Raw genomic sequence first — 18,690 nt, forward strand, 5'->3', positions numbered from 1 at the left:
CGCGGGCGGGCGGCGGCGGGGCTAGGGTCCGCCGGATGAGTGGAGCCGAGATCCGTCCCGCGCGCCCCGACCACGCGCCCGCCGTGGTGGCGTTGCGCTCGCTCGTCTACCCGTACCTGGTGCGCGGCGTCGAGTCGACCCACCGCATGATCGCCGAACCACCGCCCGGCGAGGACTGGGCGGCCTGGGTCGCCGAGGCGGACGGGCAGGTCGTGGGCTGGGTGTCGGCGTACCGCAACACGCAGACCTCGACACCGGGCGTGGGCGAGATGGCCCTGCTGCACGTCCATCCGGAGCACCGCCGCCGGGGCACCGGCACCGCGCTGTTCGAGACCGCGCTGGACCACCTGCGGACGCTCGGGACCACCCGGGTGCTCACCCACGCGTGTACCGAGTCGCTGCCGTTCGCGCAGCGGCACGGCTTCACACCCAGCCGGGAGCTGCGTTACTCGGCGCTGGACCTGAGCACCGCCCCGCCGATGCCGCAGCCGCCGCCGGGCGTACGGCTGGTGTCCGCCGCCGGGCTCGACCCGCGCCAGGTGCACCGGGTCGACGCCGAGGCGTCCCGGGACGAGCCGGGGGACGTGCCGACGGACTCGCTCGGCTTCGACCTGTGGCGGCACGAGTGCTGGGACAACCCGGGGCTGGACCGGGAGGCGAGCACGCTCGCCGAGGTGGACGGCGACCTGGTCGCGCTGAGCCTGGTGAAGCGCGACGGCGACCGGATGTGGTCGGACTTCACCGGCACGCTGCCCGCGTACCGGGGGCGAGGGCTGGCCCGGCTGGCCAAGCAGGCCGCGCTGCACACCGCCGCCGCGCGCGGGGTACGCACCGCGTACACCTCGAACGACGAGGCGAACGCGCCGATGCTGGCGGTGAACGAGCGGCTCGGCTACCGGCCGGTGGACAGCCAGTGGTCGTGCCGGCGCACGCTCAGCTGAGCCCGGCGGCCACCCGCACCGCTGCGGCGTACGTGTCGGCGCCGAACAGCACCAGCCGCGCCTCGGTGACGTGCTCCGGGGTGGCCGCGTGCAGCACGGTGAGCGCCTGCGCCACCGCGTCCTCGACCGGCCAGCCGTAGATCCCGGCGGAGATGAGCGGGAACGCGACGCTCGTCGCGCCGAGCCCGTCGGCGATGCGCAGGCTGTTGGCGTAGCAGTCGCGCAGCAGCGCCGAACGGTCCTCGCGCGGCGAGAAGACCGGGCCGACCGTGTGCACCACCCAGCGGGCGGGCAGGTTGCCGGCGGTGGTGGCGACGGCCTGGCCGGTGGGCAGCCCGCGCCCGTAGCGGGAGGCGCGCAGCGCGCGGCACTCCTCCAGGATCGCCGGTCCACCGCGCCGGTGGATCGCGCCGTCCACTCCGCCGCCGCCGAGCAGCGACGAGTTGGCGGCGTTGACTATCGCGTCGACCTGCTGCGCGGTGATGTCCCCCTCGATCAGGACGGTGTCCATCTCAGCTCTCCTCGATCGGCTGGCCCAGCGAGCGGCGGGCCAGCAGCGCGGCCCCGGCGACGGCGGCCGGCATGACCAGCACCGCGCCGAGCGGGATCAGGAAGCACAGGAAGACCGCCACCCCGAAACCGAGCGCCGTCGGCCGGTCGGCCCGCAGCCGCACCCGCCGGTCCGGCAGCCGCATCCCGCGCCGGTAGAACGGCGCGCCGACCAGCTCCAGCGCCAGGAACCAGCCACCCACCAGGGCACCGACCACCGGGACCACCGTCTGTCCCACCACCGGGATGAAACCGGCGGCGAACAGGGGTACGCCGATCAGCGCGGACAGCGCCACCAGGCGCAGCGAGTCGGCGAGGCTGCGCCGCAGCGAGGACCAGAACGGCACGTCGACCGCGCCGGGGGTGCCGCCGAGCCGGTCCTCGACCCGCTCGGAGATCGCCTCGTAGAACGGGTCGCCGATGACGAGCGTGACGGCGGTGAACGTGAGCACCCCGACCAGCCCGGCGACCCCGACCACCGCCAGCCCGGCGGCGACCCGCAGCAGCCCGCGCCAGGGCGACGACCAGTCGTCGGCGAACGGGGTGAGCCAGCCCGCCAGGTCGTCGACGAAGTAGAGCAGCGTGGCGAACAGGGCCACGTAGAGCGCGCCGGTGATCAGCGCCGGGATCACGCCGAGCAGCATCAGCTTCGGGCTGCGGACGTACATGCCGAAGCCGCGCAGCAGCAGCCCGGCACCGCCGAGGAAGCGGGTGGCCGCGCCGGTGACCGGCGCGATCGTACGGGAGGCGTTCACGACGGCACAGCCTAATCTGCCGGTGCACCACAATGGGCGGGTGCGTGCGTCCCGGCTGATCTCGCTTGTGCTGCTGCTCCAGTCGCGGGAGACGATGACCGCCGCCGAGCTTGCCCGCGAGCTGGAGGTGTCCGAGCGGACCGTCTACCGGGACGTGCTGGCGCTCTCCGCCGCCGGTGTCCCGGTGTACGCGGACCGGGGCCGGGCCGGCGGCTACCGGCTGCTCGGCGGCTACCGGACCCGGCTGACCGGGTTGAGCCGGGACGAGGCCGAGGCGCTGTTCCTGGCCGGGCTGCCCGGACCCGCAGGGGACATGGGACTTGCCGACTCGGTGGCCGCCGCCGAGCTGAAGGTGCTGGCCGCGTTGCCGCCGAGCCTGCGGAACGCGCCCGCGCGTACCGGGCAGCGGTTCCACCTGGACGTGCCCGGCTGGTTCCGGGAGACCGCGCCGCCGCCGACGCTCGCCGAGCTGGCGCGGGCGGTCTGGCGGGACCGGATGGTGGAGCTGCGCTACCGGCGCGGGGACCGGGAGGTGACCCGCACGCTTGCGCCGTACGGGCTGGTGCTGAAGAACGGGGTCTGGTACCTGGTCGGCCGGGTCGGTGACGGCTGGCGGACGTACCGGGTGGACCGGGTGGTGGCGGTCGAGGTGGGCGCCGACGGGTTCGAGCGGGACGAGGACTTCGACCTCGGCGCGTACTGGCGGGAGCAGGCCGGCGCGTTCCTGCGCGAGCTGCTGCGGGAGCGGGTGACGGTGCGGCTGGGCCCGGCCGGGTTGCGGGCGCTGCGGTACCTGGTGGACGCACCGTTCGTCTACACCGAGGCGGTGGACGCGGCCGGGCCGCCGGACGAGCAGGGCCGGCTGGCGCTGCGGCTGCCGGTCGAGTCGGTCGACGTGGCGTACACCCAGTTGCTGGCGCTGGGCCCGGAGGTGGAGGTGCTGGCGCCGCCGCGGCTGCGGGCGCGCTTCGCCGAGGCGACCCGCCGCGCGGCGGCGCTCTACACCGATCCGCCGTCAGACGGTCAGCGGTAGCCGTCCGGGTCGGCGGGCTTGCCCGGCTTTACCACCTCCTCGTAGTAGCGGGCCCAGTGCGGGCGGCTGCCGTCGACGTCGGTGAAGCCGTACACCTGGGCCAGGCCGCCGCTGTCCAGCGACTGGCCGTTCCAGCGGGCCCGGTCCGGGTCGGCGGCCAGGGCGGCCACCGCGCGACCGACGAACGCCGGCGTCTCCGACATGACGAAGTGCGGCTCGGTCTTGGCGGCGTCGCGCCAGGTGGCCTCGGTGACGCCGTAGTGTTCGAGCATCGCCTCCGAGCGCAGCCAGCCCGGCGTGAGCGCGACGGCGGTGCAGCCGTGCGGGGCCAGCTCGTGGGCCTGACTGAAGCCGAGCCGGTTCACCGACACCTTCGCCAGGTCGTAGAAGACCGACAGGCGGTACTCCCTGTCGTTGTGCTCCTTGGTGCCGTCGCCGACCTCGACGACCAGGCCGCCCGGGTTGCGGATCAGCAGCGGCAGCGCGAAATGGCTGGTGATGATGTGCGTGTCGACGGCCAGCCGCAGCGTGCGGAAACCGGCGTCGAGCGGCTGTTCCCAGACCGGCTTCTCCCAGGTGATCAGCGGGTCGGCGCCCCAGACGTCGTTCACCAGCACGTCGAGACGGCCCTGTTCGGCGTCGATCCGCTCGACCAGGCGGCGTACCTGCTCGGGGTCGAGGTGGTCGACGGCGACGGCGATGCCGGTGCCTCCGGCGGCCGTGACCAGCTCGGCGGTCTCCTCGATCGTCTCCGGCCGGTCCATCTCGGAGCGGCGCTCCCGGGTGGTGCGGCCGGTGGCGTAGACGGTGGCCCCGGCGGCGCCGAGCTGCACGGCGATCTGCCGGCCGGCGCCCCGGGTCGCGCCCGCGACGAGCGCGACAGTTCCGGTCAGTGGTGAGTTCATGGGATCACCGTGTCAGCGATACCTGACAGCGGAAGTCCGGTTTCCCGAACGAACCGAATGGGCGATCATCACCGGTATGCACCTGCTGCTGTCCGGGATCGTCGGCTCGGTCGCGTACGGGCTGGCCGGTCCCGGGTCGGACACCGACCGGATCGGCGTGTTCGCCGCGCCCACAGTCGCGTTCCACGGCCTGCGCCCGCCCCGCGAGTCGGTGGTGACCACCGACCCGGACGTCACGCTGCACGAGGCCCGCAAGTACGCGCTGCTGGCGCTGAGCGGCAACCCGACCGCCACCGAGCTGATGTGGCTGCCCGAGGACTGCTACGAGACCCGTACCGGATTCGGCGAGGAGCTGATCGCGATCCGCTCGGCGTTTCTCAGCGCGCCGCGGGTCCGCGACGCCTACCTCGGGTACGCCTCACAGCAGTTCCGCAAGCTCGCCGCCGCCACGGCGGACAGCGGTGGGCGACGGCGTTCGGCGAAGCACGCCCGGCACCTGGCCCGGCTGCTGCACCAGGGCCGGACGCTGTACGCGACAGGCGTGCTGGAGATCCGCCTCGCCGACCCGGAGTGGTTCCGCGCGTTCGGCGAACGGGTCGCCGGCGGCGCGTTGGACGAGGCGCAGGCCCTGGTGGCGGCCGCCGAGGCGGAGTTCGACCGGACCCGCTCGCCGCTGCCGGAGCGCCCGGACGAGGAGATCGTCGAACGCTGGCTGCTCGCCGTCCGGGCGGCGTACCTGCCGCGCTGAGCGGTCACTGCACGTCGAACTCGTTGCCCTCCGGGTCGGCCATCGTGGTGTGCTCGCTGCCCCGGTCGGCGACCTCGGCGAGCACCGTCGCGCCGAGCGCGGTCAGCCGCTTCACCTCGGCCGCCCGCCCCTCCGGCCCGACGTGCAGGTCGACGTGGAGGCGGTTCTTCACCCGCTTGGGCTCGGGGACGGCCTGGAACAGGAACCGCCGGCCCAGCCCGGTGCCGCTGGCCGGGTCGACCGGGTCGTCCGGGTGGCGTACCGCCGCCAGCTCGCGCCACGCCTTGCGGCCGTCCACCTCGACGTACGCCTCCGGCGGCACCGCACCGGCGGCGGCCAGCCGCTCGATCAGCACGCTGTTGTCCTCGACCTGGTAGCCGAGCGCCTCGGCCCAGAAGCGGGCCAGCCCGATCGGGTCGGCACAGTCGATGACGAGTTTCCAGTCCCGCGCCATGTGTCCTCCGTGGTCAGCTGGTGTAACCAGTTATAGTGGTTACGTGACGGACGGCGCAAGCGGACTCACCCTGATCAGTCCCGAAGGCACGAGATATCGCTTCGACCCGGGCGCACTCTGCCTGGAGCTGCTGACCACCGGCGGTCCGGGCGCGTTCGCCCGCTACGAGGTGCTGCACCGGCCGGACGACCTCGCAGGCTGGCTGGCCGTGTCCCGGCTGCGCCTGGACCCCGCCACCGTCACCGTCGACGCGGACGACCTGGCCGCCGCCCGCCGGCTGCGCGACGCGCTCTGGCGAGTGGCGCAGTCGCGTACCCGCGACGAGGCCCCGCCCGCCGCGGACCTGGCGGTGGTGAACGACGCCGCGGCCGGGTTACCGCTGAGCCCGCAGGCCGGTCCCGACGGCAACCGGTCCTGGCGTACGCCGCTGACCGGCGCTCAGGTGGTCGCGACGTTCGCCCGGGACGCGGTCGACCTGCTCACCGGCCCGTACGCGGACCGGATCCGGGAGTGCGGCGCGCACGACTGCCGACTGGTCTTCGTGGACACCTCGCGGCCGGGGCAGCGCCGCTGGTGCGCGATGGAGCGCTGCGGCAACCGGCAGAAGGCGCGCGCGCTGCGGTCCCGGCGCGCGCCCGGCTGACTCAGTCCGCCAGGCGTACGCGTACCCGGCGGTTGGCCCGCCCCTTGCTCTCCACCTTGACCACCTGGACCTTGCCGATCTGGGCGGTGGAGGCGACGTGCGTGCCGCCGTCGGCCTGCACGTCCAGCCCGACGATGTCGACGATCCGCACCTCCTGCTCCTCCGGCGGGATCAGGTTCGACTGGGTACGGATGATGTCCGGCAGGGCGAGCGCCTCGGCGCGCGGCAGCACCCGCACCGCCACCGACCGGTCGGCCGCCACCTCGGCGTTCACCAGTTCCTCGATGCGGGCCTTGAAGTCCGGCGGCACCTCGGGGAGGTTGAAGTCCATCCGCGCCTCGCCCGGCTCCATGTTGCCGCCGGTCACGAGCGCGCCGAAGTCGCGGAACACCACGCCGCAGAGCACGTGCAGGCCGGAGTGGGTACGCATCAGCATGGTCCGGCGGGCGTCCTCCACCGCGCCGACCACCTCGGTGCCGACCGGGGGCACCGGGTCACCCTCGGCCGGGATCAGCCACAGGTCGTCGCCCTTGCGGGTGCCGACGATCCGGGTCTGTACGCCCTGCCAGAGCAGCACCCCGTGATCCGGCGGCTGCCCGCCGCCACCCGGGTAGAACGCGGACCGGTCCAGCACGATGCCCTGCTCGGGATCGGCCTCCAGCACCCGGCAGGTCCACTCGCGCAGGGTCGGGTCCGCGAGGTCGAGCCGGTGCGTACGGCCGTGGTGTGTGACGCCCATGGAGGGCGACGTTACCCGTTCAGGAACTCCGAGACGCGCTCCCGCAGGTCGGCGCGCTCGGTCCAGAGCACGCCGGGCCTGTCGTACACGTGCAGTGTGGCGTTCGGCAGCGCGGCGGCGAGCCGTTCGGCGACGGCGACCGGGTGCAGGTCGTCCTCGGCGGCGGCGATGACCAGGGCCGGCGCGGTGACCGCGGCGAGCGACCCGGCGTCGTCGAGCGGGGCCTGGGCGGGCAGGTCGGCCAGCCCCGGCGCGAGCCCGTCACGCAGCAGCTGGTCGAGCCGTTGCCGCAGGTACGACCACCCGGCCGGGGTGTTGCGCACCGACGGCGGCAGTTCCAGCGACACCGCGTCGGCCAGTGCCGAGGCGTCGCCCTCGGCCACCGCGTCGAGCAGGCCGGTGAGCCGGGCGCGGGCCACCTCGCCGCGCGGTGTGTCCAGCACGGCGGGCAGGAAGAAGACGAGTTTCTCGAAGCGTTCCGGGCTCTCGGCGAGCAGCCGGCACAGCGCGCCCGCGCCGAGGCTGGCGCCGAACGCCCGGGTGGCGCCGCTCAGGTCGGCGACGGCGCGCAGGTCGCGGGCGAGGTCCAGGTAGCTCCACGGCCCGGGCGGGGAGTCGGAGCGGCCGTGCCCGCGGAACTGGAAGAAGACGCGCCGCCCGGCGACGCCGCTGCCGAACGGGCGGGTGGTGGCGATGCCGCTGCCCAGCCCATGCGCGAACACGGTGACCGGGTCACCGGTGCCGGTGACCAGCCGTTCCAGGCTCACCCCGTGCGGGGTGGCGACCAGCTCCGTCTCCGGCTCGGGCAGCGCGGGACGCCCGGTCCGGGGCGCGCCGGGGCCGGGCCCCCAGGTGCGGGGACCGCCGTCCGGCGGCGGAGGCCAGCGGAAACCTCTCACCAGGACCCTCGGCCGTCGTGCAGATCCCGCAGGCCGGGCCGCACGTCGAGCAGGTAGATCAGACCGGCGGCGATGCCGATCAGTCCGAACAGGCTGATCGGGCCGAAGCCGAGCAGGGTGAGCGCCAGGCAGACGGCCAGGATGGCGATCCAGCCGCCCTTGGGCAGCGTGCCGATCGCGGCGAAACCGTCGCCGCGCTGGGTGACCGCGTGCACCAGCGCCACTCCCTGTACGACCAGGGCGAAGACGAGCAGGATCAGCTGGATCACGCTTTGGACTGCGAACGCGAAGATCGGCGCGGCGGTGGCCATGGGTGCAAGCTTATGCCGAGACCCCGGAAACGTCCGACAGGACGTTGTCCGGGGTCTCGGTGGAGCATCAGATCATTCGGCGGCCGGGCGGGTCCGCTTCGTCGTCTTCGGCAGCTTCGCCGACGGGGTGGCCGGCTTCGCGGCCTTGGTGGCGGTCGTCTTGCCGGCGACCTTGGTCGCGGTCGCCTTGGTGGCGCGGGTGCGCTTCACCGCGGCCGGCTTGGCGGCCACCACCTCGGCCACCTCGGCCGGGCTGGGCACCTCGGTCGTCGCGGCGGCCTTCGGCGCGGTCTCCGGCTTCGGGGTGATCTCGGTCTTCGAGGCGACCTCGGTGCCGGTCGCCGCGGTGGCCTCGATGTCGGCGTTCACCGTGTCGGCGGCCTCCAGCACGCCGGCGCCGACGACGCGCTCACCACGGGCGACCAACTCGGCGTACGCGGCCAGCGCGCGCTCCTGCGCGGCGTGCGCCCCGGCCACCACGACGGCGGCGTTGCGGGTGGCGGCCTCGCGGAGCTTGTCCAGGTTCGCCGCCTCGCGCAGCTTCTCCAGGTTGGCGGCCTCGCGGAGCTGGTCGAGGTCGGTGGCGACGGCGCGCTCGCGCAGCCCGGTGGCGGTCTGGTTGGCGGTCTTCAGCGTCTCGGTGGCCTTCTGGCGCAGCTCGAAGCCGGTGACGACGGCCTTGCCGCCGAGGTCGGTCACGACCCGGGTGCCGAGGCCGCTGACCACGGTGGGCAGCTTGCGCAGCTGCTCCAGGGCCAGCTCACCGGCGCCGGCGGCGGCGTAGAGGGGTGCGGGGATGCGGTTGGTCTTCGGCTGGGTGGTCATGACTGCTCCTCTTCGGCCGCACCGGCGGCCTTCCGGGCCGCCCGGCGGGCGGTCGTGTCCTGCGGGGCGGCGGTGGTCGGGGCGGGCGCGGTGGTCGGGGCGGGCGCGGCACCCGCTTCGGTGACGGCCACCGATTCGAGGACCGCCTCGGTCGGCGTGCCCTCCGGCGTGACCGGACCGGTAGCGGCCGCCGCCACCGTCGCCGGGGCCTCCGGCGCGGTGGCCGGCTCGGTCGCGGCGGTCTTCTCGGCCGTCTCCGCCGTCGTGGCCGCATCGGTCGCCTCGGCCAGGCGGGCGTTCTCGCGCCGGAACGTCTCGTAGATCTGGGTGAGCGACTGCTTCTGGGCCATGGTCAGCTCGGGGTCGACGGCGATCGCCGCGAGCACGCCCTGGCCCTCCTTGTCGTCCAGCAGCCCGGCGCGCAGGTACATCGCCGGGGTGGAGACACGAAGCGCGCTGGCGAGCTGCTGGAGCACCTCGGCACTCGGCTTGCGCAGCCCGCGCTCGATCTGGCTCAGGTAGGGATTGCTGACGCCCGCCTGCTCGGCGAGCTGGCGCAGTGAGATCTTCGCGTTGCGCCGCAGGTCGCGAATGAACCCGCCGACATCGGGAAGGTCCTTGCTGGTGGCCATGACTCAACGCTAGCTCGGGCCGCTAACTACTGCAAGCAAAACGCTAGCCAGAGTTAGCAGGGTCACCGAAGGTGGGTTGCGGAGGCCATGTCCGGTCCGTACCGTTCTCCCCCGTGACCAAGATCGATATCAACGGTGCCCAGCTCGCGTACGACGAGAGCGGCACCGGCACCGCCGTGGTGCTGCTGCACGCCGGCATCGCGGACCGGCGGATGTGGCGCGGGCAGATCCCGGCGCTCGCGCAGCGGCATCGGGTGATCGCACCGGACCTGCGCGGCTACGGCGAGTCGGAGCTGCCGACCACGCCGTTCGCCCACCACGACGACGTGGTCGGGCTGCTCGACGCGCTGGGCGTCGAGCGCGCCGCACTCGTCGGCTGCTCGTTCGGCGGCCGGGTCGCGGTGGACACCGCGCTCGCCCACCCGGAGCGGGTCTCGGCGCTGGCACTCTTCGGCGCCCCGGTCTCCGGCAACGAGTGGTCCGAGGAGACCGAGCAGCTCTGGGAGGAGCTGGTCGGCGACGTGGACCCGGAGGACTTCGCCGCCACCGCCGCGGGTGAGGTGCGATTCTGGGTGGTCGGCCCGACCCGCCGCCCGGAGGACGTCGACCCGGAGCTGATCCGGTTCGCCGAGGAGATGGACCGCCGGGCGCTCGCCGCCGAGCAGGCGCTGAGCGCGATCGAGGTGGGCGAACTGGACCCGCCGGCCATCGACCGGCTGGGCGAGCTGCGCGTACCGGTGCTGGTCGGCACCGGCGCCGACGACCTGGCCGACATCCGCCGCCTGGCCGACCGCATCGCCGACGAGGCCCCCCAGGGCGTACGCATGCCCGACGTCCCCGACGCGGCCCACCTGCTCCCCCTGGAGCGCCCCACCGAGACCAACGCCGCCCTCCTGCCCTTCCTCCCCTGACCCCCCTCCCTCCCCTTATCGCGTTGATCTTGCACTTGCGGCCCTCGGGGCGCCCGGGATGGGCGATTTGCCGGGGCAGCAAGTGCAAGATCGCCGAGGCTGGAGGGCGGGTGGGGTTACCAGAGAGGGCGGATGGCTCCTACCGGGAGGCCGCCGCCCAGCAGGGGTGGCTCGGCGTACTCGGTGAGGATCGGGGCGCGCACGTCCAGGCGGGCCAGGGCGGACACCAGGACAGGTGTGCGGGCCCTCGCGGCGCCGTCGTCGATCTTCAGGGCCACGGCGCCGACCTCCGGGATCGCCGCCGCGATCACACCCTCCGCGCCGATCTTGGCGAGCAGACCGGGTACGCCGCGCATCAGCCGCGTGTCCTCCGCCTGGGTGCCGCCGACAAGCTCCGGGTACGCCCGCATCGCGTCCGCCACCGTCCGCTCGACGGTGCCCGGCTCGGCGCCGACCAGCCGCAGGAACGCCCGTGCCAGCCCGGTCAGCGACACGGCCAGCACCGGCGCACCGCAGCCGTCCACCCCGACCGCCGCCGCCCGCTCACCGGTGATCTCCTCGATCGTGGCGGTCAGGCACTGCTGGAGCGGGTGCTCCGGCCGCCAGTAGCCGTCCAGCGGCCAGCCCGCCGCCAGGCAGGTGCGCACCATGCCGGCGTGCTTGCCGGAGCAGTTCATCAGCACCCGGGCCGGGCCGCCGCCGGCCCGCAGCACCGCCTCCCGGGCGGCCTCGCCGAACGGCAGGTCCGGCGGGCAGTGCAACGCCTCCTCGGTCAGGCCGGCGTCGCGCAGCAGCGCGGTCACCCGCTCGACGTGGAACTCCTCGCCCGCGTGGCTGGCCGCGACGAGCGCGATGTCGGCCGGATCGGTGAGCGGCAGGCCGGCCCGGAGCATGCCGATCGCCTGCATCGGCTTGCTCGACGAGCGGGGGAAGATCGGCGAGGTGACGTCACCGGCCCCGGCGACCGGCTCACCGGCGGCGTCGAGCACCACCACGGAACCCCGGTGGACGCCCTCCACGAAGCCGGACCGGACCACCTCGGCGAGCGGCACGCCGCCCTCGTACGTTTTTCCCACGGTATGGACGGTACCGAGGGGACGGACCCGGTCGGCGGCGGGGTGACCTGCGACGTCGACCGGGGCGGTACGGGGTCGAAGCGGGGTGCGCCGCTTACCGGACGGTAGTCGGGACGCCGAGCAGCGTACGGGCCTCGGCGGTGGTCAGCGGGGGACGCTGGGCGAGCTGGGCGAAGCCCACCGCCCGCGCGACGAGCTGCATGTTGGACTCCACCGGGCGGCCCTTGGCGTACGTGACCGTGTCCTCCATGCCGACCCGCAGGTGACCGCCGGTCGACAGCGAGGCCAGCATCACCGGGATGGTGCTGCGCCCGATGCCGGTGGCCGAGAACGTGGTGCCCTCGGGCAGGTCGCGAAGCATCTGCTGGGCCGCCACAAGGGTCGCCGTGGTGCCGGGCATGCCACCCGGTACGCCCATCACGAAGTCGACGTGCACGTGCCCGCCGTGCGGCAGGCCGTACTTGCCGAGCAGCCGCTGCAGGGCGGTGAGGTGGCCCAGGTCGAAGATCTCGTACTCGGGGACGACGCCCCGCTCCTGCATCCGGGTGTGCAGGTCGACGATGAACTCCCACCGGTTGAGGAACACGTCGTCGCCGAAGTTGACGGTGCCCATGGTGCAGGAGGCCATGTCGGGTGCGGCGTCGAGCACCGCCAGCCGGGCCGACTCCGGGTCGGTCACCGCGCCGCCGGAGGAGAGCTGCACGATCAGGTCGGTGCTCTCCCGCAGCGCCGTCACCGTGTCGCGCAACCGCCCCTGGTCGAGCGTGGGACGCGCGTCGTCGTCGCGGATGTGGACGTGGATCACGGCGGCGCCGAGCGCCTCGCACTCCTTGGCGGTCAGCAGCAGCTCGTCGAGCGTCACCGGCAGCGCCGGCACCTCCGCCTTCGCCGACTCCGCGCCGGTGGGGGCAACCGTGATCAACGTCCCTGTCGTCATGCCCCGGATCCTAGACCGGCACCCGGCACCGGGTCGACCGCAGAATTTCCGGTGCGAGCGGCGTCATGAAGGGATCCTTCCGCCACCGATGGCGTTACGAAGGGGCCCTTCCTTACACATCGATGGCGGCGGCGCTCTCGCCGACGAGCAGGCGGGCGTCGTCGGGCGTGTTGCGCTTCAGCACGGCGAGCGCCACCTGACCCAGCTCGTAGTGCTGCACGGCGGTGCCCACGAAGCCGACCGTCCGGCCGTCGAGCGTCACCGGCGTACCGGCCACCGGCGGCTGGTCGCTCGCCACGCCGTCCAGGTGCAGCAGGACGAGCCGGCGGGGCGGCTTGCCCAGGTTGTGCACCCGGGCGACCGTCTCCTGCCCCCGGTAGCACCCCTTGTCCAGGTGCACTGCCGGGGCGATCAGGTCCACCTCGGCCGGGATCGTCCGGTGGTCGGTGTCCACGCCGGCCCGGGCCCGCTTGGCGGCCACCCGGATCGCCTCGTATGCCCACAGCCCGGCCACCGGGACCCCGGCGCCGCGCAGTTCCGCCACCACCCCGTTCATGGCGGCCCGGGGCACGAGCAGGTCGACGCCGAGCGCCACCCGCCGGGCCCAGCCGCCGACCGGGAGCGGCTTGACGTCGTACACCACGGAGGGCCGCGCGGGCAGCTCGCCGGAACGGAACTTCGGACCCGGCACCGCTGCGACGTCGGGCGCGGCCAGCCCGGTGACACCGAGCGTGTCGAGCGCGCCCTGCGCCTCCGGCCCGACCAGCGACAGCAGCGCGTGGTCGGCGGTGGCGTCGCGCGGGTCGACCCTGCTGAAGAACCGCATCTTCTCCAGGTACGACAGCAGGCCCTCGGTCATCCCCGGCTCGGTGTCGAGCCAGGTGGTCTCGCCGTCGTCGGCGACCATCGCGTGCTGCTCGACGTGCCCGTGCGGGGAGAGCACCAGCAGCTCGGTGCCCTGCCAGGGGACCAGCGCGGCCAGGTGCTGGCTGGTGAGCGTGTGCAGCCAGCTGATCCGTTCCTCGCCGGGCACCGCGACCACACCCCGGTGCGAGCGGTCCACCAGGCCCACACCGGTGGCCAGGAGCCGCTGCTCGCGCATCGGGTCGCCGTAGTGGGCGGCCACCGGGCCGACCCCGGCCGCCCGGTGGGCCGGCTCGGGCTGGTCCCGGGTCTGGTCGTCGATGGCGTCGGTGGTCACCGCACCCGCGATGTCGATCATGTGCGTTCCCCGTCCTGTGCGCAGCGGCCGCAGACCCCGAAGAGCGCGACGTGCCCGATGTCGACCTGGAATCCGCGCTGCTCGGCCAGCTGGTCGGCGAGCGGGCGGAGCATCTCCGGGGCGATCTCGTCGATCGCCCCGCACTCCCGGCACACCAGGTGCACGTGCTGGTGCTCGCCGGCCGCGTGGTAGGTCGGCGAGCCGTGCGACAGGTGCGTGTGCGTGACCAGGCCGAGCCGTTCCAGTAGCTCGAGAGTGCGGTAGATGGTGGTGATGTTGACGCCGGCCGCCACCTCGCGGACCGCGGTGTGCACCTGCTCCGGGGTGGCGTGCCCCAGATCCAGGACGGCCTGGAGCACCAGCTGCCGCTGCGCCGTCAGCCGCAGCCCGCGCGAGCGGAGCATTTCCGCGAGGGAGGATTCGGACACCCTTCGATCATAGTTCGGCCGCCGCGCGGGCCGGTCCGCCGCCGGGGGTACGCCACTACGCTGCGCCAATGGGTACGACACGGGTGGCGGTGCTCGGCCGGGGACTCGTACCGGTGGGTGAGCCGGTGCTGCGCGGCGACGACCGGGGTGTCCTGCACGGCGACGGCCTGTTCGAGACGCTGCACCTGCGGAACGGCCGCCCCTGGCTGCTGGAGCCGCACCTGGCCCGGCTGCGGGCCGGCGCGGCGGCGATCGACCTGCCGCTGCCCCCTGACGCCGCGCTCGTCGAACTGCTGGACACCGTGCGCGCCGGCTGGCCCGCGCAGACCGAGGGCGCGTTGCGGCTGGTCTGCACGCGGGGGCCGGAGGGCGGCGGGCCACCCACGGTGTACGCCACGCTGGGCGAGGTGCCGGCGTCGGCCCGGGCGGCCCGGCGCACCGGGGTGACTGTGGCCACGCTGCCGCTCGGGGTGGCCGCCCGGTCCCGCCCCGAGCTGGGGTGGCTGCCGAGCGGTGTGAAGTCCACCTCGTACGCGCTCAGCACCGCCGCCCGGCGCTGGGCGCAGCGGACCGGCGTGGACGACGTGCTCTGGGTCTCGACCGACGGCTACGTGCTGGAGGGCCCCACCGCGAACGTGGTGTGGCTGCGCGGCGGCACGCTCTGCACGGTCCCGGCGGCGGAGACCGGCGTGCTGCCCGGCGTGACCGCCCACCACCTGCTGAGCCGGGCGGCCGAGCTGGGCCTGACCGCAGGCGAGCACCTGCCCACGGTGGCCGACCTGCACGAGGCCGAGGCGATCTGGCTGACCAGCTCGCTGCGCGGCCCGGTGGAGGTCACGTCCTTGGACGGAACCCCTCGCCCGGGTTCGCCTCTGACCCCGAGGCTGCGATCTCTCCTGAACTTCCCCCGTCCCCCACTCGGTCGATCATGAAGTTGGCGGCGTTCGTTGTCCGATTTGTCGCCGCCAACCTCATGATCGACGCGATCACGCGCCGGGGCAGGGTCAGGGTCAGCCGGCTACCCGAGTGAGGCGGGCGGAGAGGTGCGGGCTCAGGGGCTGGCCCACGGCGGCCATCTCCTGCGCGTAGAGCAGGGCACCCTCGACGATGCCGAACAGCCGGGCACCGGCGGTGACCTCCTTCGCCGTGGCGGTACGCACGACGGCGTCGGTGGCGAACTCGATCTGGGTGCCCTTGCGCTTGCCGATGTGCAGCTCCATCACGCCGGTCGGCGTGGTCATCAGCGCCTCCAGCTCGTCGGTCACCCGCTCACCGTCGAGCACCGGACGCCACCAGCCCACCTCACGACCGGCGGGACGGACCGGACGGCTCTGCTCGTCCAGGATCCACGCCCGCGACTCGTAGAACAGGAACGGCCGGCCGTCGTGGCTGATCCGGATCTCCTGCGCGTAGTCGAAGTCCTCGATCGTCGGGAACCCACCCCGGCCCCGGCCGCGCCACACCCCGACGTACGGCAGCAGGCCGTCCAGGCTCGGGTGCAGCTTCGGGCCGACGCGCAGGTCGTGGCTCTCCTCGTACGGGTACTCCTCGACCGGCGGCGCGTTCAACCACGGCGGCTGAAGCGGATTCTCACTATTCACAGCGCCACCTTCGTTCGCGACTGCGGGGCTCGCAAAACCGGCTCTCTCCTCGCGCTCACCATTTACCTCTAGCTATGCGGACCGCGACATAGACCAGGCCACCGGCGAGCGCGCCCAGGCCGGCGACCAGCAGGCTGACGAACCCGATCTCGGTAACCATCCGGACCATCCTATGCTGGCGTCATGGCGCGCACTCTCGTCGTCAAGGCCACCGCCGGCGCGGACTCACCGGAACGCTGCGCCCAGGCGTTCACTGTCGCCTCCACCGCAGCCGCAGCCGGGGTGGACGTGTCGCTCTGGCTCACCGGTGAATCCACCTGGTTCGCGCTCCCCGGGCGGGCGGAGACGTTCGAGCTGCCGCACTCCGCGCCGCTCGGCGAACTGCTGCACGTGGTCCTGACCACGGGCCGGGTGACCGCCTGCACCCAGTGCGCGGCCCGGCGGGACATCGGACCTGGCGACGTCATCCCCGGCGTACGCATCGCGGGCGCCGCGGTGTTCGTCGAGGAGGCGATGGCCGAGGGCGCGCAGGCGCTCGTCTACTGAGCGATCCGCCCGGCTCGTCCACTCTGACCGGTGAGCCGATCCTGACCCGACATGTCCGGATTACGCCTACCATGTGAACGTGAGTGAGGCGATCCAACAGTTCTTCGCGTCGCTACCGGCGCGCGCCGCGTCGGTGCTGAACAGCCCGATCGGCGGCACGCTCCAGATCGACCTGGCCGACGGCAACCGTACCGAGCACTGGTACGTGCGACTGGCACCCGGATCGGCCCAGGTGAGCCGGGAGGAGCAGGGGCAGGCCGACGGCGTGCTGACCGTCTCCACCGAACTGTTCGAGAAGCTGGTCACCGGCCGGGAGGCCGGCATGGCCGCGGTGCTGCGCAACGAGGCCACGTTCAGCGGGCACGTCGTGCTGTTCCTGGCGTTCCGCCGGTTCCTGCCGGCCCCGCCCGAGGTACGGGATCCGCGGGACGCCGCCCGCGACCACGTCCGGCGGCTGGCGTGAAGGACCGGGTCAGGATCCTCGACGGCAACACGTTCCTGGTCAGCGACGATCGCGGCAACATCCAGCCGTCGTACGACTTCCCCACCGGGCTGTTCTCCTTCGACACCCGGTTCCTCTCCACCTGGATCCTCACCCTCGACGGGGAACCCCTGCACGCGCTCTCCATCGACGACTCGCTGTCGTACAAGACGCGGTTCTTCCTGGTCCCCGGCGAGCCGACGCACTATCTGGACGCGAACGTCTCGGTGATCCGCAGCCGGGCGATCGGCGGCAGCCTGGACGAGGAACTGACCCTGCTCAACCACTCCGCACAGGAGAAGGAGTTCCACCTCCGGCTGAACATCGGCTCCGACTTCGCCGATCTCCTGGAGATCAAGAACAAGCGGCAGAAGAAGGGACGCACCACGCCGACGGTGGAGAAGGACGGCCTGCGGCTGACCTATCGCCGAAAGGCGTTCCACCGCGAGACGCTGGTCAGCAGCAGCGCGCCGGCCGAGGTGGACACGGACGGGATGACCTTCCGGATCCGGGTCGCTCCGCACGGTGAGTGGACCACCCGGCTACACATCGACACTGTCATCTACGGCGCCCGGGGCGAGGACATCCGGGCCATCCTGCCGCTGGGCGGCCAGCGGACGGCAGCCGACATCGAGGCGGAACAGAGCGACCTGATCAGCCGCGCGCCGAAGCTCGGCTGCGACTGCGAGCCGCTGGCCGGGGCGTACCGGCGCAGCCTCAACGACCTGGCCGCCCTCCGGTACGAGTCGATCACGCTCGGCGTCCGGCTGCTCGCCGCCGGCCTGCCCTGGTTCATGACGCTGTTCGGCCGGGACAGCATCTTCACCTCGCTCCAGGTGCTGCCGTTCCTGCCCGAGATGGTCAAGCCCACGATCGTCATGCTCGCCGGTCTCCAGGGCAGCCGGGTCGACGACTTCCGGGACGAGGAGCCCGGCAAGATCCTGCACGAGCTGCGCTACGGCGAGACCGCCGGCTTCGAGGAACAGCCGCACTCGCCGTACTACGGCGCCGCGGACACCACGGCGCTGTTCGTGATCCTGCTCGACGAGTACGAGCGGTGGACCGGTGACGCCGACCTGGTGCGCAAGCTGGAACACGAGACGCGGGCGGCGCTGACCTGGCTGGACACGTACGGCGACCTGCTCGGCACCGGCTACGTCTGGTACATGTCCCGCAACCCGGAGACCGGGCTGCCGAACCAGTGCTGGAAGGACTCGCCGGACGCCATCTCCTACGCCGACGGGCGGATGCCCGAGTTCCCCCGGGCCACGTGCGAACTTCAGGGGTACGCGTACGACGCGAAGCTGCGCGGCGCCCGCCTGGCCCGCACCTACTGGAACGACCCGACGTACGCCGACCGGCTGGAACACGAGGCGGCGGCGCTGAAGGAACGGTTCAACCGCGACTTCTGGATCCCGGACCGGGAGTACTACGCGCTGGCGCTCGACCCGCTGGGCCGGCAGGTGGACGCGCTCACCTCCAACATCGGCCACCTGCTGTGGAGCGGCATCGTCGACGAGTCCCGCGCCCCCGCCGTCGCCGCCCACCTGCTCGGCCCGCGCCTGTTCTCCGGGTGGGGCGTACGCACGCTCGCCGACGACCAGGGCCGGTACAACCCGGTCGGCTACCACGTCGGCACGGTGTGGCCGTTCGACAACTCGATCATCGCCTGGGGCCTGTGGCGGTACGGCTTCCGCCAGGAGGCCGGCCGGATCTGCGACGCCCTGCTCAGCGCGTCGCACTTCTTCGACGGGCGGCTGCCCGAGGCGTTCGCCGGCTACGAGCGCGCCCTCACCGACTACCCCGTGGAGTACCCGACCGCAGGCAGCCCGCAGGCGTGGTCCGCCGGCACGCCGCTACTGCTGCTCCGGGTGATCCTGGGCCTGGAGCCGCAGGGCGATCACCTGATCATCGACCCGGCCGTGCCGCCCGGGATGGGCCGGGTGGAACTGCTCGACATCCCGGGCCGCTGGGGCCGGGTGGACGCGCTGGGACGCAGCCGGGAGCCGCACGAACAGCCGGCGCCACCGGCACTCACCCTGCCCGGCGGCTGA

General features: G+C 73.3%; 24 protein-coding genes. 9 read left to right on the plus strand and 15 right to left on the minus strand.

The features are described from left to right. Positions 1 to 35: 35 nt before the first annotated feature. Positions 36 to 941 carry a GNAT family N-acetyltransferase gene (locus OC439_RS10370; RefSeq protein ID WP_262013205.1) on the plus strand — a complete coding sequence of 302 codons (906 nt, stop codon included), beginning with the start codon at positions 36 to 38 and terminating at the stop codon, positions 939 to 941. Here the strand turns inward: OC439_RS10370 and OC439_RS10375 are convergent. After that, on the minus strand, positions 934 to 1,452 hold the full coding sequence (locus tag OC439_RS10375) for an O-acetyl-ADP-ribose deacetylase (RefSeq protein WP_262013206.1): 519 nt from the start codon (positions 1,450 to 1,452) through the stop codon (positions 934 to 936). The two genes, OC439_RS10370 and OC439_RS10375, sit on opposite strands and share 8 nt — an antisense overlap. A 1-nt stretch (position 1,453) precedes the next feature. Continuing rightward, the gene (locus tag OC439_RS10380; RefSeq protein WP_262013207.1) at positions 1,454 to 2,245 is read right to left on the minus strand and encodes an EI24 domain-containing protein; all 792 of its coding nucleotides are present in this window, start codon (positions 2,243 to 2,245) and stop codon (positions 1,454 to 1,456) included. 40 nt (positions 2,246 to 2,285) lie between these two features. Between OC439_RS10380 and OC439_RS10385 the strand changes: the two genes are divergently transcribed. Beyond that, a complete protein-coding gene (locus tag OC439_RS10385) occupies positions 2,286 to 3,278 on the plus strand; it encodes a helix-turn-helix transcriptional regulator (RefSeq protein ID WP_262013208.1) in 993 nt (330 codons plus the stop codon). On the opposite strand, the gene OC439_RS10390 is transcribed toward OC439_RS10385, so the two are convergent. After that, the gene (locus OC439_RS10390; RefSeq protein ID WP_262013209.1) at positions 3,269 to 4,183 is read right to left on the minus strand and encodes an SDR family oxidoreductase; all 915 of its coding nucleotides are present in this window, start codon (positions 4,181 to 4,183) and stop codon (positions 3,269 to 3,271) included. The two genes, OC439_RS10385 and OC439_RS10390, sit on opposite strands and share 10 nt — an antisense overlap. A 76-nt stretch (positions 4,184 to 4,259) precedes the next feature. On the opposite strand from OC439_RS10390, the gene OC439_RS10395 reads away from it, so the two are divergent. Next, the gene (locus OC439_RS10395) at positions 4,260 to 4,931 is read left to right on the plus strand and encodes a nucleotidyltransferase domain-containing protein (protein WP_262013210.1); all 672 of its coding nucleotides are present in this window, start codon (positions 4,260 to 4,262) and stop codon (positions 4,929 to 4,931) included. A gap of 4 nt (positions 4,932 to 4,935) precedes the next feature. Here OC439_RS10395 and OC439_RS10400 read toward each other — a convergent pair whose 3' ends face one another. Beyond that, positions 4,936 to 5,385, minus strand: coding sequence for a VOC family protein (locus OC439_RS10400; protein ID WP_013288799.1), 450 nt, complete (start codon positions 5,383 to 5,385; stop codon positions 4,936 to 4,938). Between the two features lie 43 nt (positions 5,386 to 5,428). Here OC439_RS10400 and OC439_RS10405 point away from each other — a divergent pair, with 43 nt between their 5' ends. After that, entirely contained in the window at positions 5,429 to 6,028 is a 600-nt protein-coding gene (locus tag OC439_RS10405; protein ID WP_262013211.1) for a CGNR zinc finger domain-containing protein, read from the plus strand. A 1-nt stretch (position 6,029) separates the two neighbouring features. Here the strand turns inward: OC439_RS10405 and OC439_RS10410 are convergent, their stop codons facing one another. From OC439_RS10410 to OC439_RS10430, 5 genes are all read right to left on the minus strand, one after another. Beyond that, entirely contained in the window at positions 6,030 to 6,767 is a 738-nt protein-coding gene (locus tag OC439_RS10410) for an alanyl-tRNA editing protein (protein WP_262013212.1), read from the minus strand. Positions 6,768 to 6,778: 11 nt separating this feature from the next. Continuing rightward, positions 6,779 to 7,666: an alpha/beta fold hydrolase gene (locus OC439_RS10415; RefSeq protein ID WP_262013213.1), complete on the minus strand. Its 888-nt coding sequence runs from the start codon at positions 7,664 to 7,666 to the stop codon at positions 6,779 to 6,781. Then, positions 7,663 to 7,977 (minus strand): DUF2516 family protein, encoded by a 315-nt coding sequence (locus tag OC439_RS10420; protein ID WP_262013214.1) that lies wholly within the window; start codon positions 7,975 to 7,977, stop codon positions 7,663 to 7,665. The genes OC439_RS10415 and OC439_RS10420 overlap by 4 nt, the downstream gene beginning before the upstream one ends. Positions 7,978 to 8,049: 72 nt before the next feature. Next, positions 8,050 to 8,802: a hypothetical protein gene (locus tag OC439_RS10425; protein ID WP_262013215.1), complete on the minus strand. Its 753-nt coding sequence runs from the start codon at positions 8,800 to 8,802 to the stop codon at positions 8,050 to 8,052. Beyond that, positions 8,799 to 9,434, minus strand: a complete 636-nt coding sequence (locus tag OC439_RS10430) for a helix-turn-helix domain-containing protein (protein ID WP_262013216.1) — start codon at positions 9,432 to 9,434, stop codon at positions 8,799 to 8,801. Before OC439_RS10430 ends, OC439_RS10425 begins: the two co-directional genes overlap by 4 nt. Positions 9,435 to 9,547: 113 nt before the next feature. On the opposite strand from OC439_RS10430, the gene OC439_RS10435 reads away from it, so the two are divergent. Further along, positions 9,548 to 10,345 carry an alpha/beta fold hydrolase gene (locus OC439_RS10435; protein ID WP_262013217.1) on the plus strand — a complete coding sequence of 266 codons (798 nt, stop codon included), beginning with the start codon at positions 9,548 to 9,550 and terminating at the stop codon, positions 10,343 to 10,345. 116 nt (positions 10,346 to 10,461) lie between these two features. Here OC439_RS10435 and OC439_RS10440 read toward each other — a convergent pair whose 3' ends face one another. The 4 genes from OC439_RS10440 to OC439_RS10455 form a co-directional block, all read right to left on the minus strand. Beyond that, positions 10,462 to 11,421, minus strand: a complete 960-nt coding sequence (locus OC439_RS10440) for an asparaginase (protein WP_262013218.1) — start codon at positions 11,419 to 11,421, stop codon at positions 10,462 to 10,464. Between the two features lie 94 nt (positions 11,422 to 11,515). Then, positions 11,516 to 12,358 (minus strand): 3-keto-5-aminohexanoate cleavage protein, encoded by an 843-nt coding sequence (locus tag OC439_RS10445; RefSeq protein WP_262013219.1) that lies wholly within the window; start codon positions 12,356 to 12,358, stop codon positions 11,516 to 11,518. 112 nt (positions 12,359 to 12,470) lie between these two features. Beyond that, the gene (locus OC439_RS10450) at positions 12,471 to 13,580 is read right to left on the minus strand and encodes a YgfZ/GcvT domain-containing protein (protein ID WP_262013220.1); all 1,110 of its coding nucleotides are present in this window, start codon (positions 13,578 to 13,580) and stop codon (positions 12,471 to 12,473) included. Continuing rightward, entirely contained in the window at positions 13,577 to 13,984 is a 408-nt protein-coding gene (locus OC439_RS10455) for a Fur family transcriptional regulator (protein WP_194801998.1), read from the minus strand. The genes OC439_RS10450 and OC439_RS10455 overlap by 4 nt, the downstream gene beginning before the upstream one ends. 92 nt (positions 13,985 to 14,076) lie before the next feature. On the opposite strand from OC439_RS10455, the gene OC439_RS10460 reads away from it, so the two are divergent. After that, entirely contained in the window at positions 14,077 to 14,940 is an 864-nt protein-coding gene (locus OC439_RS10460) for an aminotransferase class IV (protein ID WP_262013221.1), read from the plus strand. Positions 14,941 to 15,018: 78 nt separating this feature from the next. Here the strand turns inward: OC439_RS10460 and OC439_RS10465 are convergent, their stop codons facing one another. Both OC439_RS10465 and mtfM read right to left on the minus strand, forming a co-directional pair. Continuing rightward, entirely contained in the window at positions 15,019 to 15,609 is a 591-nt protein-coding gene (locus OC439_RS10465; protein WP_262013222.1) for an FABP family protein, read from the minus strand. Between the two features lie 55 nt (positions 15,610 to 15,664). Next, positions 15,665 to 15,769: a small membrane protein MtfM gene (mtfM, locus tag OC439_RS30285; RefSeq protein ID WP_013288813.1), complete on the minus strand. Its 105-nt coding sequence runs from the start codon at positions 15,767 to 15,769 to the stop codon at positions 15,665 to 15,667. A gap of 23 nt (positions 15,770 to 15,792) precedes the next feature. Here mtfM and OC439_RS10470 point away from each other — a divergent pair, with 23 nt between their 5' ends. The 3 genes from OC439_RS10470 (at position 15,793) to OC439_RS10480 (ending at position 18,690) form a co-directional block, all read left to right on the plus strand. Beyond that, positions 15,793 to 16,155, plus strand: a complete 363-nt coding sequence (locus OC439_RS10470) for a DsrE family protein (protein WP_135242222.1) — start codon at positions 15,793 to 15,795, stop codon at positions 16,153 to 16,155. Between the two features lie 73 nt (positions 16,156 to 16,228). Beyond that, on the plus strand, positions 16,229 to 16,618 hold the full coding sequence (locus OC439_RS10475; protein WP_262013223.1) for an SCP2 sterol-binding domain-containing protein: 390 nt from the start codon (positions 16,229 to 16,231) through the stop codon (positions 16,616 to 16,618). Continuing rightward, on the plus strand, positions 16,615 to 18,690 hold the full coding sequence (locus OC439_RS10480; protein ID WP_262013224.1) for a glycogen debranching N-terminal domain-containing protein: 2,076 nt from the start codon (positions 16,615 to 16,617) through the stop codon (positions 18,688 to 18,690). Before OC439_RS10475 ends, OC439_RS10480 begins: the two co-directional genes overlap by 4 nt.

This window comes from Micromonospora sp. Mcm103 (assembly GCF_024519755.1).
Lineage (GTDB): Bacteria > Actinomycetota > Actinomycetes > Mycobacteriales > Micromonosporaceae > Micromonospora > Micromonospora aurantiaca.

What these genes read in the sequence shown, in the direction of transcription:
- OC439_RS10400 (WP_013288799.1), bottom strand. Translation starts at nt 5,385, where the DNA reads ATGGCGCGGGACTGGAAACTCGTCATCGACTGTGCCGACCCGATCGGG.
- OC439_RS10395 (WP_262013210.1), top strand. Translation starts at nt 4,260, where the DNA reads ATGCACCTGCTGCTGTCCGGGATCGTCGGCTCGGTCGCGTACGGGCTG.
- OC439_RS10390 (WP_262013209.1), bottom strand. Translation starts at nt 4,183, where the DNA reads ATGAACTCACCACTGACCGGAACTGTCGCGCTCGTCGCGGGCGCGACC.
- OC439_RS10450 (WP_262013220.1), bottom strand. Translation starts at nt 13,580, where the DNA reads ATGATCGACATCGCGGGTGCGGTGACCACCGACGCCATCGACGACCAG.
- OC439_RS10460 (WP_262013221.1), top strand. Translation starts at nt 14,077, where the DNA reads ATGGGTACGACACGGGTGGCGGTGCTCGGCCGGGGACTCGTACCGGTG.
- OC439_RS10410 (WP_262013212.1), bottom strand. Translation starts at nt 6,767, where the DNA reads ATGGGCGTCACACACCACGGCCGTACGCACCGGCTCGACCTCGCGGAC.
- OC439_RS10430 (WP_262013216.1), bottom strand. Translation starts at nt 9,434, where the DNA reads ATGGCCACCAGCAAGGACCTTCCCGATGTCGGCGGGTTCATTCGCGAC.
- OC439_RS10375 (WP_262013206.1), bottom strand. Translation starts at nt 1,452, where the DNA reads ATGGACACCGTCCTGATCGAGGGGGACATCACCGCGCAGCAGGTCGAC.
- mtfM (WP_013288813.1), bottom strand. Translation starts at nt 15,769, where the DNA reads ATGGTTACCGAGATCGGGTTCGTCAGCCTGCTGGTCGCCGGCCTGGGC.
- OC439_RS10455 (WP_194801998.1), bottom strand. Translation starts at nt 13,984, where the DNA reads ATGCTCCGCTCGCGCGGGCTGCGGCTGACGGCGCAGCGGCAGCTGGTG.
- OC439_RS10470 (WP_135242222.1), top strand. Translation starts at nt 15,793, where the DNA reads ATGGCGCGCACTCTCGTCGTCAAGGCCACCGCCGGCGCGGACTCACCG.
- OC439_RS10420 (WP_262013214.1), bottom strand. Translation starts at nt 7,977, where the DNA reads ATGGCCACCGCCGCGCCGATCTTCGCGTTCGCAGTCCAAAGCGTGATC.
- OC439_RS10370 (WP_262013205.1), top strand. Translation starts at nt 36, where the DNA reads ATGAGTGGAGCCGAGATCCGTCCCGCGCGCCCCGACCACGCGCCCGCC.
- OC439_RS10425 (WP_262013215.1), bottom strand. Translation starts at nt 8,802, where the DNA reads ATGACCACCCAGCCGAAGACCAACCGCATCCCCGCACCCCTCTACGCC.
- OC439_RS10445 (WP_262013219.1), bottom strand. Translation starts at nt 12,358, where the DNA reads ATGACGACAGGGACGTTGATCACGGTTGCCCCCACCGGCGCGGAGTCG.